This is a genomic window from Rhodococcus sp. P4_B6 (assembly GCF_056402215.1).
Map to the genome: position 1 here is coordinate 1 of NZ_JBFUHV010000075.1, position 16,020 is coordinate 16,020.

General features: G+C 68.5%; 15 protein-coding genes and 1 riboswitch. Of the genes, 2 read left to right on the forward strand and 13 right to left on the reverse strand.

Annotation, left to right across the window (positions count from 1 at the left end):
* The first annotated feature begins 182 nt into the window (after nucleotides 1-182).
* Nucleotides 183-1,970, forward strand: a complete 1,788-nt coding sequence (locus AC1DWT_RS28920; RefSeq protein ID WP_206012610.1) for a substrate-binding domain-containing protein — start codon at nucleotides 183-185, stop codon at nucleotides 1,968-1,970.
* Nucleotides 1,967-3,121, forward strand: coding sequence for a metallophosphoesterase (locus AC1DWT_RS28925; RefSeq protein ID WP_206012611.1), 1,155 nt, complete (start codon nucleotides 1,967-1,969; stop codon nucleotides 3,119-3,121). Before AC1DWT_RS28920 ends, AC1DWT_RS28925 begins: the two co-directional genes overlap by 4 nt.
* Nucleotides 3,122-3,164: 43 nt before the next feature.
* Here the strand turns inward: AC1DWT_RS28925 and gcvP are convergent, their stop codons facing one another.
* The 13 genes from gcvP to AC1DWT_RS28990 form a co-directional block, all read right to left on the reverse strand.
* Nucleotides 3,165-6,017, reverse strand: coding sequence for an aminomethyl-transferring glycine dehydrogenase (gene gcvP, locus AC1DWT_RS28930; RefSeq protein WP_206012612.1), 2,853 nt, complete (start codon nucleotides 6,015-6,017; stop codon nucleotides 3,165-3,167).
* 174 nt (nucleotides 6,018-6,191) lie between these two features.
* Nucleotides 6,192-6,315, reverse strand: a riboswitch (glycine riboswitch).
* Between the two features lie 68 nt (nucleotides 6,316-6,383).
* Nucleotides 6,384-7,004, reverse strand: a complete 621-nt coding sequence (locus AC1DWT_RS28935; RefSeq protein WP_206012613.1) for a MerR family transcriptional regulator — start codon at nucleotides 7,002-7,004, stop codon at nucleotides 6,384-6,386.
* 281 nt (nucleotides 7,005-7,285) lie between these two features.
* The gene (locus AC1DWT_RS28940; RefSeq protein ID WP_072941833.1) at nucleotides 7,286-7,759 is read right to left on the reverse strand and encodes a bifunctional nuclease family protein; all 474 of its coding nucleotides are present in this window, start codon (nucleotides 7,757-7,759) and stop codon (nucleotides 7,286-7,288) included.
* Between the two features lie 150 nt (nucleotides 7,760-7,909).
* Entirely contained in the window at nucleotides 7,910-8,650 is a 741-nt protein-coding gene (ftsR, locus tag AC1DWT_RS28945; RefSeq protein ID WP_012687892.1) for a transcriptional regulator FtsR, read from the reverse strand.
* Nucleotides 8,647-9,147 (reverse strand): glycogen accumulation regulator GarA, encoded by a 501-nt coding sequence (gene garA / locus AC1DWT_RS28950; RefSeq protein WP_009473579.1) that lies wholly within the window; start codon nucleotides 9,145-9,147, stop codon nucleotides 8,647-8,649. Before garA ends, ftsR begins: the two co-directional genes overlap by 4 nt.
* 321 nt (nucleotides 9,148-9,468) lie before the next feature.
* Nucleotides 9,469-9,873, reverse strand: coding sequence for a glycine cleavage system protein GcvH (gene gcvH / locus AC1DWT_RS28955; RefSeq protein WP_072941836.1), 405 nt, complete (start codon nucleotides 9,871-9,873; stop codon nucleotides 9,469-9,471).
* Nucleotides 9,874-9,915: 42 nt separating this feature from the next.
* A complete protein-coding gene (locus tag AC1DWT_RS28960; protein ID WP_072941838.1) occupies nucleotides 9,916-10,662 on the reverse strand; it encodes a DUF881 domain-containing protein in 747 nt (248 codons plus the stop codon).
* Nucleotides 10,663-10,669: 7 nt separating this feature from the next.
* Nucleotides 10,670-11,032 carry a small basic family protein gene (locus tag AC1DWT_RS28965; RefSeq protein WP_072941841.1) on the reverse strand — a complete coding sequence of 121 codons (363 nt, stop codon included), beginning with the start codon at nucleotides 11,030-11,032 and terminating at the stop codon, nucleotides 10,670-10,672.
* A gap of 32 nt (nucleotides 11,033-11,064) precedes the next feature.
* On the reverse strand, nucleotides 11,065-11,928 hold the full coding sequence (locus AC1DWT_RS28970; RefSeq protein ID WP_072941844.1) for a DUF881 domain-containing protein: 864 nt from the start codon (nucleotides 11,926-11,928) through the stop codon (nucleotides 11,065-11,067).
* Complete coding sequence (locus AC1DWT_RS28975; RefSeq protein WP_072941847.1) at nucleotides 11,928-12,551, reverse strand: CDP-alcohol phosphatidyltransferase family protein; 624 nt, start codon at nucleotides 12,549-12,551, stop codon at nucleotides 11,928-11,930. Before AC1DWT_RS28975 ends, AC1DWT_RS28970 begins: the two co-directional genes overlap by 1 nt.
* Nucleotides 12,552-12,684: 133 nt before the next feature.
* Nucleotides 12,685-13,743, reverse strand: a complete 1,059-nt coding sequence (locus tag AC1DWT_RS28980) for an SMP-30/gluconolactonase/LRE family protein (RefSeq protein ID WP_072941849.1) — start codon at nucleotides 13,741-13,743, stop codon at nucleotides 12,685-12,687.
* 41 nt (nucleotides 13,744-13,784) lie between these two features.
* A complete protein-coding gene (locus tag AC1DWT_RS28985; RefSeq protein ID WP_206012614.1) occupies nucleotides 13,785-14,402 on the reverse strand; it encodes an NUDIX hydrolase in 618 nt (205 codons plus the stop codon).
* Nucleotides 14,403-14,483: 81 nt separating this feature from the next.
* Complete coding sequence (locus AC1DWT_RS28990) at nucleotides 14,484-16,004, reverse strand: acyl-CoA synthetase (RefSeq protein WP_072941854.1); 1,521 nt, start codon at nucleotides 16,002-16,004, stop codon at nucleotides 14,484-14,486.
* Nucleotides 16,005-16,020 lie beyond the last annotated feature (16 nt).

Sequence of the window (16,020 nt, forward strand, 5' to 3'; positions counted from 1 at the left end):
CTACACCGAACCGATCCTGCACCGCCGCCGCCGCGAATACAAAGCCGCCAACGCCTGACCCCCACGTGAGCGGCAAAGCGTCCCCCCACACACTTCGCCGCTCACGTATCGGGGGTTGACACCGCGCATCACTACACTGCGAGGGTCAACGTCGAACTCGTCGAACAGGGGCTGGAAAGCACGTGGGGCAGCATCGCGGCGAATCGCGCGCCAGGGGTATCAGCAAGGGGCCTTTGATCGTGCTCGGTCTCGTCGTCGTGCTCGTGCTCGGCGTGCTGGGCTGGTTCCAACTGCGTGACCGGATCAACGATCAGGGAGTGGCGGCCGCCGGCGCCTGCGTCGAAGGCGAATCGGTGCTCGCGGTCGCGGCGGATCCCGACATCGCACCCCAGCTGCAGACTCTCGCCGAGCGCTACACCGAGACGGCCCCGGTGATACGCGACCAGTGCGTGTCGGTGACGGTCACTGCCGTCGCGTCCGACACCGTGCGCGACGCCCTGTCCGCGGGCCCCGACGGCCCGTGGGACGCAGCGACATTCGGCCCCCGCCCCGCGCTGTGGATTCCGTCCAGCTCGCATTCCGTCAAGCAGGTGTCGGCGACCGGGGTCATCAGCGGTGAGGCACGTCCGCTGGCGACCAGCCCGATGGTCCTCGCCGTCCGGACCGCGTTCGCGAACGCGCCGGGCACGGCGGCGCTCGACTGGAAGGAGTTGCCGTCCCTGCAGACGGGCCGCGATTCCCTCGCGACTCTCGGTCTGCCGGGCTGGGGCAGCCTGGGCTTGGCGCTTCCCGTCGGTCCGGGCGCCGAGAGTACAGAGATGGCCGTCGAAGCGGTCGCTGCCGCCGTCACCGGAAGCAGCACCGGCCCGGTGACGGAAGAGCAGGCGCGTTCCGTTCCCGTCACGTCGGCACTCACCGATCTGGCGCTCGGCTACGAGGCGTCGACGGGGACGAAACCCGCGACGACGCGGGAGGCGCTCACCGCGCTGGCTGCGCAGGGAGACCCCGCTTCCTCCGCCATCCATGCGGTCGCGACCACCGAACAGCAGGTCTATCAGGCCCTGCGCGACGCACCCGGAGCAGACATCACCGCGACGATGCCGAAAGGCCCGACACCCGTGGCAGATCACCCGGCGGCCGTCCTCGCGGGCCCGTCCGTCGACGAGACGCAGAGCCGCGCCGCCGCGCAGTTCGCGGAATTCGTCCGTCGACCCGAACAGGCGCAGGTCCTGGCCGACGCGGGTTTCCGGGTCGAGGGGCTCGCCCGCCCCGACGACACCACGCTGGCCTTCCCCGGTTTCGAATCCACCCTGGTTCCTGCGGACGCCGCCGCTGCGGCCGAGTTGATGCAGGTGATCCGGAATCCGATCTCGCCGCGCACGTCCACCATCCTGCTCGACGTCTCCAGTTCGATGGGCGAACGCGAGGGGACGGCGACGCGACTGGCGAACACGACGACGGCGCTGGCCGGCCAGGTGGATCGTTCTCCGGACTCGTCGAGCCTCGGGTTGTGGGAGTACAGCACCACCCTCGACGGGTCCCGGCCGTACACGACCGTGGTCGCCACCGGTCCGCTGTCTGCGGGCGGATTCACCGAGGGCACCCGCAGGCAGGCCCTCGACGCCCGGCTCGCCAAGGCGATACCCGCCACCGGATCCTCGACCTACACGTCGCTCGAGGCCGCGTACAAGAGTGCGGTCGACGGATACACGCCGGGCCGCACCAATTCGGTGCTGCTCGTCACCGACGGTGCCAACGACGACTCCGTCGCGCGCGCGGATCTGTTGTCCGCCATCGCCGCAGCCTCGAGCACGTCGAAGCCGGTCCGCATCGACGTGGTGACGATCGGCGAGAATCCGGACCTCAACACGTTGCAGGCACTCGCCGATCGCACCGGCGGGTCCCTGGAGAAGGTCACGTCTTCGGACGGAGCGGCGTTGCCGACCGCGATCAGCAAGCTGCTGTCGTGACGAGACTCCTGGTCTTCGCGGTCTTCCTCGCGCTCGTCACCTGGTGGCTTCATCGGCGGCTGGTCCGGGCCACCGGTGTGGGGCGCCCCTGGTCGGTGGTCGTCGACGTGACCCTCGTCGCCTTGTGGGTTCTCGCCGTGATCGGCGTGGGCAGCGGCGAAGCCTTCGACCCGGGGTGGGCGCGTCCACCGGGCTGGGTGGGCTGGGTGTGGCTCGGTGCGATGTTCTATCTGGTGCTCGGACTTCTCCTGGTCGCCCTGGTGTCGCTGCTCACGCGGCTGTTCGCTCGCCTGCGCGGCAGCGGGCGCGACGAACAGGTCGATCTGTCGCGTCGACGTGGTCTGCGCATCGCCACCGCGGTCGTGGTGGTGGGTGCCGTCGGCGCTGCCGGCTACGGGGTGCGGGAGGCCGCTCGTCCACGGATCGTGCGGGTCCGGGTTCCGCTGCAGCGCCTCCCCGCCGAGTTCGAGGGTGTGCGCGTGGCGCTCGTCTCCGACCTGCACGTCGGCCCGGCGCGAGGGGTCGATTTCACGCGCCGTGTGGTCGATCTGGTGAACGCGGAGCGGCCGGATCTCGTCGCGATCGCGGGCGACCTGGTCGACGGGACCGTCGCGAAGGTTGCGCCCGACCTACAGCCGCTCGGCGACCTCGACGCCCCGCTCGGGGTGTTCGGAGTCAGCGGCAACCACGAGTTCTACGCCGACGACGGTGGCCGGTGGCTCGATGTGTGGGACCGACTGGGCATCCGGACGCTGCGCAACGAGCACGCGACCATCACGCGGGGCGGCGCCGCCATCGACATCGCGGGCATCCACGACTATTCGTCGCCGGCGCCGTACGAACCGGACCTTCCCGCCGCGCTCGCGGGACGCGATCCGTCGACGTTCGTCGTGCTCCTCGCGCACGAACCGCGGCAGGCCCTGGAAGCGTCGGATCTCGGTGTGGACCTGCAACTGTCGGGGCACACGCACGGCGGCCAGATGTGGCCGCTGAATTATCTGGTGCCGTTGCAGCAGCCGTCGGTGGCGGGACTCGACCGCATCGGGAACACCGTCCTGTACACGACCCGCGGCGTCGGCGCGTGGGGCCCGCCCGTGCGGGTGGGCGCCCCACCGGAGATCACGATCCTCGAACTGGTGCGCGCGGACTGACTGCGGAGGGCCCGCCCCGTCGAAGCGGGACGGGCCGCCCGTGTCAGTCGCCTTCGAACGCGGAGATCGGCGGGCAGGAGCACACGAGGTTGCGGTCGCCGTGCGCGCCGTCGATGCGCCGCACCGCAGGCCACACCTTCGGCCGGGCCTTGCCGCGGGGGAACACCGCCGTCTCACGGGTGTAGGGGTGGTTCCACTCCGCCGCCAGGCAGCCTGCCGTGTGCGGGGCACCGCGCAGCGGGTTGTCGTCCACCGTCCACTCCCCCGAGCCCACGCGGTCGATCTCGGCGCGGATCGCGATCATCGCCTCGCAGAAGGCGTCGATCTCTTCGAGGTTCTCGCTCTCGGTGGGCTCCACCATCAGCGTGCCCGCCACCGGGAAGCTCATCGTCGGGGCGTGGAAACCGTAGTCGGCGAGGCGCTTTGCGACGTCGTCCACGGTCACACCGGTGTCCTTGGTGATCGGCCGGAGGTCGAGGATGCACTCGTGGGCCACCATTCCGCCCTCGCCGGTGTAGAGGACGGGGAAGTACTCGTCCAGGCGGCGCGCGATGTAGTTGGCCGACGCGATGGCGGTCAGGCTGGCGCGGCGCAGTCCGACGGCGCCCATCATCCGGATGTACGCCCACGTGATGGGCAGGATCGACGCGCTGCCGTAGGGGGCCGCGGAGATCGGGCCCGCGGTGCCGAGTTCCGGCGCGAGCGGATGTCCGGGCAGGAACGGTGTGAGGTGCGACCGCACACCGATCGGACCGACACCGGGGCCGCCGCCGCCGTGCGGGATGCAGAACGTCTTGTGCAGGTTGAGGTGGCTGACGTCGCCGCCGAACCGGCCGGGCCGGGCCAGACCGACCAGGGCGTTGAGGTTGGCGCCGTCGACGTACACCTGGCCGCCTGCGTCGTGGACGGCGGCGCAGATGTCGGCGATCTCGTGCTCGTACACCCCGTGGGTGGACGGGTAGGTGATCATGATCGCCGCGAGGCGCTCGGCGTGGTCGGCGATCTTCGCCCGCAGGTCGTCGAGGTCTACGTCACCGTTCGGGCGGCACGCGACGACCTCGACGCGCATCCCGGCCATGACCGCCGATGCGGCGTTGGTGCCGTGGGCACTCGACGGGATGAGGCAGGTGTCACGGTGATCGTCGCCGCGGCCGAGGTGGTAGTTGCGGATCGCGAGCAGCCCGGCGTACTCGCCCTGGCTGCCGGCATTCGGCTGCAGGCTGACGGCGTCGTAGCCGGTGACGGCGACGAGCCAGTTCTCGAGGTCCTTGATGATGCGGAGAATGCCCGGGGTGTCTCCGGTGGGCGCGAACGGGTGCAGTCCGGCGAACGCGGGCCAGGTGATCGCTTCCATCTCGGCGGTGGCATTGAGCTTCATCGTGCAGGAGCCGAGCGGGATCATGCTGCGGTCGAGTGCGATGTCCTTGTCGGACAACGCACGCAGGTAGCGCAGCATCGCGGTCTCGGTGCGGTATCGGGTGAACGCCTCGTGCTGCAGGTAGTCGGATCCGCGGAGCTGCGCGTCCGGGACGGACGTGCCCGCCTCGGGGGCCACGGCGCCGTCGCCGCCGAACGCCGCCAGCACGTGGGCGATGTCGTCGTCTGTGGTGGCCTCGTCGCAGGCGACGGCGACATGATCGGCGCCGACGAGCCGCAGGTTGATGCCGGCGTCCTTCGCCTTCGCCACCACGTCCGCCGCCCGGCCGTCGACGCGCACGAGGATCGTGTCGAAGAAGTGCTCGTGCACGACGACGGCCCCGGTCCTGCGGAGTGCGGCGGCCAGGGAGTGTGCCGTGTTCGCCACGCGCAGGGCGATCGCCTTCAGGCCCTCGGCGCCGTGGTAGCTGGCATACATGGCCGCGAGAATCGCGAGGAGCACCTGCGCGGTGCAGATGTTCGAGGTCGCCTTCTCACGGCGAATGTGCTGCTCGCGGGTCTGCAGCGCCAGCCGGTACGCCTTGTCGCCGTCGGCGTCGACGGACACGCCCACCAGGCGGCCGGGAAGCTGGCGTGCGTGCTTGGTGTGCACGGCCAGGTAGCCGGCGTGCGGGCCACCGAAGCCCATGGGGACACCGAACCGCTGGGTGGTGCCGAAGCAGGCGTCGGCCCCGATCTCGCCGGGCGGGGTGAGGAGAGTCAGCGCCAGCAGATCCGCCCCGACCGCGACCAGTGCGCCGCGCTCGTGGGCCGCGGCGATCACGTCGGTGTAGTCGGCGATGCGACCGGTCGCGCCGGGCATCTGCCCGAGGACGCCGAAGAAGTCGCCGTCCGGCAGGCCGGCGGACAGGTCGGCCACCACGATTTCGATGCCGAGCGGCTCGGCCCGGGTCTCGACGACGGCCAGCGTCTGCGGGAACAGGTCGGCGTCGACGACGAACCGCGGAGACTTGCTCTTGCTCGCCCGGCGCAGCAGGGTCATCGCCTCGGCGGCGGCGGTGGCCTCGTCGAGCATCGACGAGTTGGCGACCTCCATGCCGGTCAGGTCGGCGACCATCGTCTGGAAGTTGAGGAGGGCCTCGAGGCGGCCCTGGCTGATTTCGGGCTGGTACGGCGTGTAGGCCGTGTACCAGGCCGGGTTCTCGATGATGTTTCGAATCAGAACCGGCGGGGTGAGGGTGTCGTAGTAGCCGAGCCCGATCATCGACGTCGCCACGGTGTTCTGCGCGGCGAGTGCGGACAGTTCGGCGAGCGCCTCGTGCTCGGAGACCGGTGCGGGCAGGGCGTCGAGGCCGTCGGCGATGCCGCCCGTGACCCCGTCCAGGATGACGGCGGGAACGGCCTTCGACGCGAGATCGTCGAGCGAATCGGCTCCGACCAGTTCGAGAATGTGCGCGAGTTCCGCAGCGTTCGGGCCGACATGACGATCGGCGAATGTACGGCTTCCAGCGTCGATCACGACAACTCCCAAGCAGTTCGGAGGATCAGGACACGCCCCGCTCTGCGGAACGCCCCTCCCCCTCTGTCGCCTGCTCGGGTCGAGCGCCTGAGAGATTCGGTACCGTCGTTCGCGTGCGAACACGGCCCTTTCCCCGTGGGCGGGTGGGTGCTCCCACCGCTTTCCAGAGGCGTCGGAGCCCGCACGGTCCTGTTTGCCTGAGAGATTGACGGGGAGGTGTTGCTCCTTCGGCGCCCGAACTCCCGCACGCACGATGCTGCTGTGCATGCAGTGCCCGGAACTCTCCCGCACGGCGTCGACGCACCGCCAGTCTATGCCACGAGCACAGGCAGCGGCGCCACCAGCGCCGTGCTCTGGGGTTGCGGTCTAGCCGGTCTTGCGGTTCGCGCGGTTCTTGCGCCGCGACGCCAGCTCGTCCTCGGGGCTCTGCTCGCTCTCGCCGCCGTCGGCGCGCTCCGCCGGGAAATCGGCGATGGTGCCGGTCAGTTCGCGCATTGCACCACTGACCGCGATACCGAACACACCCTGCCCGCCCTGAAGCAGATCGACGACTTCCTCGGCCGACGTGCACTCGTAGACCGTGGTCCCGTCCGAGAAAAGTGTGATTTTGGCCAAGTCTCGCACCCCGCGCTTACGGAGGTGGTCGACGGCCACGCGAATGTTCTGCAAGGATATTCCGGTGTCGAGCAGGCGCTTGACGATCTTGAGGACGAGGATGTCTTTGAACGAGTACAGCCGTTGGCTGCCCGACCCGGCCGCGCCACGGATGGACGGCACCACGAGAGATGTGCGAGCCCAGTAATCGAGCTGACGGTAGGTGATTCCCGCGATCTGGCAGGCGATGGGGACGCGGTATCCGACGAGGTCGTCGGGCACGGAATCGTCCGGGAAGAGGCCCGGCTGGATCTCCTCGGAGCTGAACTCGGGCTCGGCAACGTTGTCGCCGGGCGCAAGATTCAGCGCATTCTCCTGCGGCCGATCTCCCACTGACTACTCCCTCTCGCATGTTGCACTGAACCCGACGATCAGTGCGCCTGTGACGCTCGTCGCCAGTGTCCACGGCAATCCGCAGCACATCGACCGGCGCAAGCGCCACCAGTGACATCGAGCTAGTCCGTACCCTGAACCTACTCAGCGTACGCCCGATACAATCTGCAGGGCAGAAAATCACTGCACCGAACGCTATGACTCCGAGGAGACCGGGTCAACGCAACGCGCCGGAAGAACCTCAACCATTACTGCGCCGGCGGCTATTCCGCTGGGGAAACCTAGCCGTCGGTGGCCTTGAAATCGTCCGGCGACACGGACTCGAGGAATTCCTTGAACTTCTCGACCTCGTCCTCACGCTCGTCGGGCATGACCAGACCGGCCTCCGTGAGAACCGATTCCTCGGCGAAGATCGGGACCCCGATGCGCAGTGCGATCGCGATGGAGTCGGACGGGCGGGCCGACACCCGGGTGTTCTGGTCGAACACCAGGTCGGCGTAGAACGTGCCCTCGCGGAGGTCGACGATGCGAACTTCCTTCAGGGTGCGACCGAACGCTTCGATMAGGTTCTTGATCAGGTCGTGGGTCAGCGGACGCGCCGGCTCGACACCCTGCTGCTCGAGTGCGATGGCCGTGGCCTCGGTCTGTCCGATCCAGATGGGCAGGTACCGTTCGCCGTCGGTTTCCCGCAGCAGCAGGACAGGTTGATTCTGGGGCTGCTCGACACGAACTCCGATCACGTGCATTTCGCTCATCGCGTCTGCCTCCACCCTGCAATGGTCCGTCCGCGGCACACAATGCCGTACCAGGATTCTATTCGATTCGTGTCTGCTCTTCGACCGTACAGCCGTTCGAGCGCAGCGTCGTTGGGAAGTTCCCGAGGTGGGACCGCCGGCGAACTCACCTCACCGATCGAGCGCACCTCGGACTGCCGACTTCACCAGGCAGGTGTGCAACGTCAGAGACAACGCGGCCAGTTCGCGCACCATCTCCTCGGCGCGATCACGCGCGCCCGCGTCGCGGCCCTTGGCCACGGGCCCGGCGATCTGCGCGACCAACCCGGCCTCGCGGTCGGCGGCCAGCTTGAACGCCCTCAGGTGCCGCACCTCGAGTCCGAACTCGGACATCGCTCTCGCGGTGCGCGCCAGCGTCACCGCGTCCTCGTCGAAGAACCCCGCAGGCCCGGGAACGACCAGGCCGCCTCGCGTCAGCTCGACGAGGAACTTCTCGTCGATCCCTGCCCGGGAGATCAGATCGTCGCGGCTGATCCGCACCTCGCGGTCGGTGCGGAATTCCTCCGGGGACACCTCGCCCGGGGCCACCGTGAGCGCGCGCGGCCGGCGCGGCGAAGAATCGCCTGCGCCGACCGTGGCCACACCTCTGTCGATGGCCTCGAGCTGCTCCTTGATGACCTTCAGCGGCAGATACTGATCGCGCTGCGCAGTCAGGACGTAGCGCAGTCGTTCAGTGTCGGCGATCGAGAATCGCCGATACCCCGAGGGAGTGCGCTGCGGGCTGATGAGACCCTCTGCTTCGAGGAATCGGATCTTCGAGATCGTCACATCAGGAAAATCGGGGCGCAGTCGATCCAGCACGGAGCCGATCGACATCCCCGAGTGCGCCTGCTGCTGCCGCACCGCGGTCATTGGCTACCCGCACCAGCTGACGTCTCACCGATCTGCGAGCCACCGGCCGTGGTCCGGGGTCCGGTCAGGAAGACCAGCCGGAACTTGCCGATCTGCACCTCGTCGCCGTTCGCGAGGACTGCCGAGTCGACCGGCTCGCGGTTGACGTAGGTGCCGTTGAGGCTGCCGACGTCGACCACCTGGAACTCGTCGTCCTCCTGACGGAACTCCGCATGACGACGGCTGACCGTCACGTCGTCGAGGAAGATGTCGCTGTCGGGATGCCGTCCCGCGGACGTCGTCGGCTGGTCGAGCAGGAAGCGCGACCCTGCGTTCGGTCCACGCTTGACGACGAGCAGAGCAGAGCCCGCGGGCAGTCCCTCCACACCCGACACCGGAGCTTCCGGAGCCTGGGTTGCCGAGGAGTTGTCGAGCTCATTGAGAAAGTCCGCGCGGAAGACCGACGTGGTTTCCGCCGGCGTCTCCCCATAGACCGCGTCGTTGCCGTTCTCGCTCACCGTTTCTCCTCCTAGTTCGATCATCCAGCAAGATTCGCTGGACTACGCAATGCCACTCGGTACTACATAATTCGGTTCCCGTGCACATTAACTTCTGTGCAAACTCCCACGATCACATTCAAACTACGGACCTGCGCCCCGACACGGCACATGCGTTCAACATTGACCGTACCCTGCGCACGCCGGTGCGTGTAGTGAGACAGGCCGCCAGTACATTACGAACCGGTATTCCGACAGCGGATTTCCCCGGCAACCCCGTTTTCCGGGCTGTCGGCACCTTCCAAAACTATCCGATTTCCGCTTCGCGTGTTCGGCGGGAAATTATCCTGCCGTGATGTCTGCATACCCGGCGGCGTCCAGCATTTCGGCCAGTGCGGCGTCGAGGGCCGCCTCGTCGTCGACGCCGAGTTCCACCAGCCACCCCTGCCCGTAGGGCGCGGAGTTCACGAGTTCCGGGTTGCCGTCCAGATCAGCGTTGGCGGCAACGACTTTCGCCGTCAGCGGGGCGAAGATGTCGGAGACGCTCTTGGTGGATTCCACCTCGCCGAACGACTCTCCCGCCGCCACGTCCTCGTCGACCGCCGGAAGCTGGACGAACACGACGTCGCCGAGCTGGGACTGCGCGAAATCGGTGATGCCGACGCGTACCGTCGTGGGCCCCGTCCGCTCGACCCACTCGTGTTCGGCGGTGTACCGACGATCGGCGGGGATTTCGAGCTCACTCACAGTGGCGTCCTTTCGATGGCAATCCGCGGGCGGATGCGAAGATCAATTTCCGGGCTGAGCGTATTGGCGAGGTTTCGCCTCCCGCAAGGCGGAGATCGTGACCTGCTGCGATTGTTCGATCGTCAACTGCCCACCGCTGCGCGCGACCGTGTCGACCACCCCGCCGGGAATGTTCAGGGCCGCCGCCAGAGTCGGCGGATCACCGATGGCGACAACTCCGTAGGGGGCGTTCACCTTGCGGCCGTCCACCGACACGCCGCCTGCCGAACCGGACACCCAGGAGTCGACGCCGATCCGGATGGGCGGGCCGTCGGCCCCCTGGATCTGCACGGCCTCGGCGCCCGCGGCGCGCAGTTCCTGGACGAGGTCGAGCAGGACCTCGGATCCGACGCCCTTGTTGGGGTCGGTGATGCGCATCGTCACGCCGGGGCCGGTGGCCGGTGCGCTCCCGACCTGGATCGACAGGGCCGTCAACCGGGCCTGCGCCTCGTCGAGTGCCGCCCCGGAACTGCCACTCTGTTGCAAGGTTGCCAAGGTCTGTTCCAGCGATGCGATCTCCTGCCGCAGGGCCGCCTCCCGCTGATTCAGCGTGTCCAGGACGACCAGCAGATCCGCGGGGCTCGCCGAGTCGAGCGTGTCACCGGACCCGGTGTTCTTCACCTGCGTCACGATCGCGATTCCCAGCCCGCCGAGCAGGAGCGCGGCCAGCAGCGCGAAGACGACGTGTGAGCGCCGCGACGTCGTGGGTTCGTTGCCGTGCAGTTCGTGTCTGCCCTCGTGCCCGCTCACGTCGCGATCACGCCCCGAACAGACGACGCCGCAGTGCGGCCGCGTTGCCGAAGATGCGGATGCCGAGGACGACGACGATCGCGGTGGACAGCTGGGTTCCGACACCGAGTTGGTCGCCGAGCCACACGATCAGCGCCGCCACGAGGACGTTGAAGACGAACGAGACGACGAACACCTTCGAGTCGAAGATCTCGTCGAGGTATGCGCGCAATCCGCCGAACACCGCGTCGAGCGCGGCGACGACGGCGATGGGCAGGTAGGGCTGCACTGCGTCGGGCACTTGCGGGCTGAACACCACCCCCAGCACGATTCCCACGACCAGGGCGAGCACCCCGTAGATCGCGGATCCGCCCTTCAGTGCTGCCTTCATTCGTGTGACGCCTCCATCCGACTCCGCCGTTGTCATCGTGTTCCTGCTTCCCGGGCTGCCCGCACTTCCCGCGCCGGGGCGGCGGGCAAGTGGAGATCGTCGGCCTCCGCGACCGCGAATCCGATGCCGTACAACTGCGCCACGCTCGACATCCGCAGGTAGGCGTCGCTCACCACGAATCCGGTCTGCATCGGCCCTTGCGGGCCGATGGCGGAGACCACGTACGGCGAGAACACCGGCTGATTGTCCACGAGCATCGCGCCACCCGCCTGCCGGATCGTCACCGACGGGCCGATCCGCACGTCGCCGACCGCAATGGCCTCGGCGCCGCCCGCCCACAGCGAGTTGACCACCGACTGCAGGTCGCGATCGAGCACCACCGCCTTCCCCCCGACACTGCGCTGGGACGAGTCGGACAGGTTGGGTTTGGCTGCGGGGTCGGTGAGCGTCACGGTCAGTCCGGGACCGTGCACGGCCTCGACCCCGGCGTCCCCCTCGAGCCCGTGTAGCTCGTCGAGCAGTGCGTCACCGCGGGCGTCGCCGGCCAGCGCGGCGGCGCGGGCGTCGTCGGCCTGTGCCGACAACGTGTCCCGGGTTGCCGCGAGGGCGCCCGCCCGGTCCTCCGCGTCCTGCACCTTGCTCAGGAGTTCGGTCCGCACCTGCTCGGTGCCCGGGATGCGTTCGGTGGCCTGGCGGTAGGCGACCGACAGCACCAGGCCCACGAGCAGTGCGCCGATCGCGATCCACACCTGCCGGCCGACCCGCGTCTGCCGCGAATGTCCGTGCTCGCGATCCTCGGCCGCGCCCTCGTAGCCGGGGTCCAGATGATCGTTCATCAGAGACTGCAGCAGGGACGGCACCGGATTCCTGCGGACGCCGGACTCGGTGCGTGTCATCAGCGGACCTCGCGTTCGTCGCCGCCCGATCCTCGCGCGGGAACGGTGCGCGCGACGGTCAGCGCGTTGACGGTGTAGAGCAGCCCGGTCCACACGTACAGCACCGTGCCCCAGATCAGCAGTGCAGCGCCGAGCGGCTCCGCCACGGCGGCGATGCTCCAGTCGCCCTGCGCCGCGAGGGTTATCGGCAGTGCGAACATGAGCAGGAACGTGGCCCCCTTGCCGAGGTACATCACGTCGGGGGGTGGCAGTCCGCGCCGCCGGTAGATCAGCAGTGTCAGCGCGAGAACGGCGTCGCGGCCGATCAGGATCGCCGCCACCCACCACGGGATGAATCCGCGCACGACGAACGTCACCAGCGTCGTGACGACGTAGAGGCGATCGACGAACGGGTCGAGCAGCGCACCCAGCTTCGACGACTGGTCGAGGATCCGGGCCAGCTTGCCGTCGAGCCAGTCGGTGAAGCCGCTGATCATGAGGATCGCGAGGGCCCACCCGTCGGAGTGCGTGACGAGAAGCAGGTACACGAACAGCGGCACTCCGAGCAGGCGCACCACGCTCAGGAGATTCGGGACGGTCACGATCCGGTCCGACCGCACAGTGTCTCGGTCCACCGAATTCACCAATATCTCCCCAGCGTCGAGTGCGGACCTGTTCTCGGGCGCTCGTCGCACCGCTCTCGCCACTCTTCCACAACCGCGGCGGTGGTCCGCCGATCGTCCCCCGGAGAATCCATCGGAGCAGGTCAGGCCCTTCTCACTCGCCCGCAGCGATGTCCGGTCGTGGCGGGAGCGGAACCCGCGCGACGGCGTCCGCGGTCAGACTTCCCAGGTACAGCCACCCGTCGTGCTCCCGCACACCGGTGACGGGTGCGTAACTGCCCTTGCCGCCGCGCAGGCTGTGCACGATCTCGCCACGCTGATCGAGGGCAACCACCCAGCCCGCGTGCACCGGGTTCGGCTGGACGGCTTCGGGCAGGTTCGCCGCGACGATGCGCAGCGCGGGGTACGGCGCGAGCAGATCCAGCAGCCGCATCCGCGGGCTGTAGAGCGCCACCCAGAACAGCCCGTCGTCGGTCTGCGACGTCATGTTGTCCGGGATGCCGGGCAGATTCTCGGCCCACACGGACGTCCGGCCCTGCGATGGTCCAGTCAGGTCGACGCGGGAGATCTGGTACGAGCCGGTCTCGGCGACGAGGACGAACGATTCGTCCGAGGCCAATCCCACGCCGTTGGCGAACTGCAGTCCCTCCGCGAGGAGGTCGGTCTCCCCGGTCCGCGGGTCGAGCCGCAGCAGGCGACCGGTCCCCCGGTGTTCGAGGAGGTCGTAGCGGTGGTCGGCGATCGTGAAGTGCGCGGAGGAGTCGGTGAAGTACACGACGCCGTCGCGGCCGACAGCGGAGTTGTTGCACGCCACGAGCGGGCGCCCGACCGCGGTGTCGGCGAGCACGTCGACGCGCCCCTTCTCGTCCACCCTCAGCACGCCGCGCTCGGCGTCGCAGATCAGGTACCGGCCGTCGTCGAGGACCTCGACCCCGAGGGGCCGCCCACCCGTGTTCGCGAGTTCGGTGGCGTCGCCGCGGCTGTCGAACCGCCAGATCCGGCCGTCGTTGCCTCCGGTGACCACCCGGCCGTCGTGATCGACGGCCACGTCCTCCGGTCCCTCTCCGGTGGGCAGGGCCCAGCGGTGYACGCCGTCGAGCACTCCGTTGGGAGCGAGCACTCCCGTGAGCGGAGGGGGCGGCGGGGCGTGCCAGACGACGGGGTCGACACCGGTGCGGTCGAGTTTGCGGGCGAGAGACTCGAAGAAGGTCACGGACTGTGAGATTAGTCGCGTATCCCGGTGAACGTGGCCGCCTACCGCCAGGCGAAGACGGGTTGGTCGAAACCGTCGATCCGGGTGTGCCGGTCGTGCAGTGCGACCTCCCGGAACTGGTACACGACCGCGCCCGTCGGGGCGTGCACGAGGTGACGCCGGAACGGCCACTGGATCACCGGTTTCGACGATTCGGGGATCTCCACGAATCGTGGCTCGGCGTCGATCTCGGCAACGCCCACCGCGAACACTTCCGCCACTTCCTCGTGATTGGGGACGAGCGAGGTGATCGACTGCTCCGACCACACGACGAAGGGCGTGATGACGTACCCGGAGCGGGTGACGTAGTCGTCGAGCCTGCCGAGCACCGCGGACGGCTCCACGTCGAGGCCGAGTTCCTCGTGCAGTTCGCGCCGGGCAGCGTCCTCGCCGGTCTCCCCCGGGTCCACCCCGCCACCGGGCAACGCGAACTGCCCGGGATGCGCGCGCATCTTGCTCGGGCGCCTGGTCAGCGGAACGGCCTGACCGTCCGCACCGTCGTTCATCACCGCGATCACGACCGCCGCGGACCGCCGGTTCGCCGGGTCCACGATCCGTGGTTCGAAGCGGGCCAGCGCGTCGGCGAGCCGTTCCCTGCTGAGTACGTGCCCATTCACCATCACCCGACAGTATCGCCACTCGCCGCGAAACCCACGTTCCGGTCCCCCGCGTTTCGAGGCTCGCGTGCCGGGCGTCCGCCGTCAGCCGAGCAACTGCTGTTTGATCTCGTTCTTCAGGACCTTCCCGAGTTTCGAACGAGGCAGATCGGGCCAGACCAGGATCTCCTTCGGCGTCTTCACGCTGCCGATGCGCGCCTTCACGAACGCCGTGAGCGCGTCGGCCTCAATAGGCTTTCCGGTTCGCGTCTGGACGACGGCGACGACGCGTTCGCCCCATTTCTCGTCGGGGAGCCCGATCACCCCGCAGTCCTGGATGCCCGGGTACGCCATGAGCGCCTGTTCCACTTCGACGGAATAGACGTTGAATCCGCCGGTGATGATCATGTCCTTGGCGCGGTCGACGATGTACAGGAAGTTGTCCTCGTCGAGGTACCCGATGTCGCCTGTGTGATGCCAGCCGTGTGCCGACGCCTCCTGCGTCGCAACGGGATTCTTGTAGTACCCCGTCATGACGAGTGAGCTGCGCACGACCACTTCGCCTCGTTCCCCGGCCGGCAGCAGGGTTCCCTGCCCGTCCATGATCGCGACCGTGACCAGCGGGGAGGGTCGGCCCGCGGAACTCAACCGGGCGGTGGCCACCGAGCCGTTCTCGTCGAAGTGGTCTTTCGGCGCCATCGTCGCGATCATCATCGGCGCCTCGCTCTGCCCGAACAGCTGGGCCATCACCGGCCCGATCCGGGTCAGCGCCTCGCTCAGCCGCGTCGGCGAGATCGGCGCCGCGCCGTACCAGAAGCATTGCAGCGAACCGAGGTCCGTCGTCTCCAGGTCGGCGTGGTCGAGCAGCATGTAGATCAGGGTCGGCGGGAGGAACGTGTGGGTGACGCGGTCCCGCTCGATGTGCGCGAGGAACTGCCCGAGGTCGGGCGCGGGCAGGATGACCACCTGCCCGCCGAGAGTGAGGATCGGAAAGCACAGGACACCCGCCGCGTGGGTCAGCGGCGCGAGGGCGAGGTACACCGGTCTGCCGTCGAACGGGTAACTCATCAGGGTCAGCGCCGACATCGTCTCGATGTTCCGGCCGGTGAGCATCACCCCCTTCGGACGTCCCGTCGTCCCGCCGGTACCGACGATCAGCGCGAGGTCGTCTACGGGCTCGGCGTCGAGGCGTTCGGCACCCAGCCAGGTGTCGAACGAGTCGGCGTACGCCTCGTCGCCGTCGAGACACACGAGCGTCGTGAGCAGCGGTAACTGCTGCCGGATCCGATCGACCAAGGGCGCGAACGCTTTCTGGAAGATCAGGCAGCGACAGTCGAAGAGGTCGAGCAGGTCCCTGTTTTCCGCGGCTTCGTTCCGCGGGTTGATCGGGCACCACACCGCCCCGGCCCGGCTGATCCCGAACACGCAGGAGAATGCGGTCGGGTCGTTGCCGGACAGGACGGCCACCTTGTCGCCCGCGGCGATCCCCGACCGTGCCAGCGCCGCGGCGACCCGCCGGCTGAGGTCCTGGACGTCCGCGTACGTCAGCGTCCGCTCGCCCATCGTCAGGCACGGCGACGACGGTCCGAGCGAGGCGCCCTTGTCGAGGTAGTCGGTCAATCGCATGGTGCTGTCCTCCTGA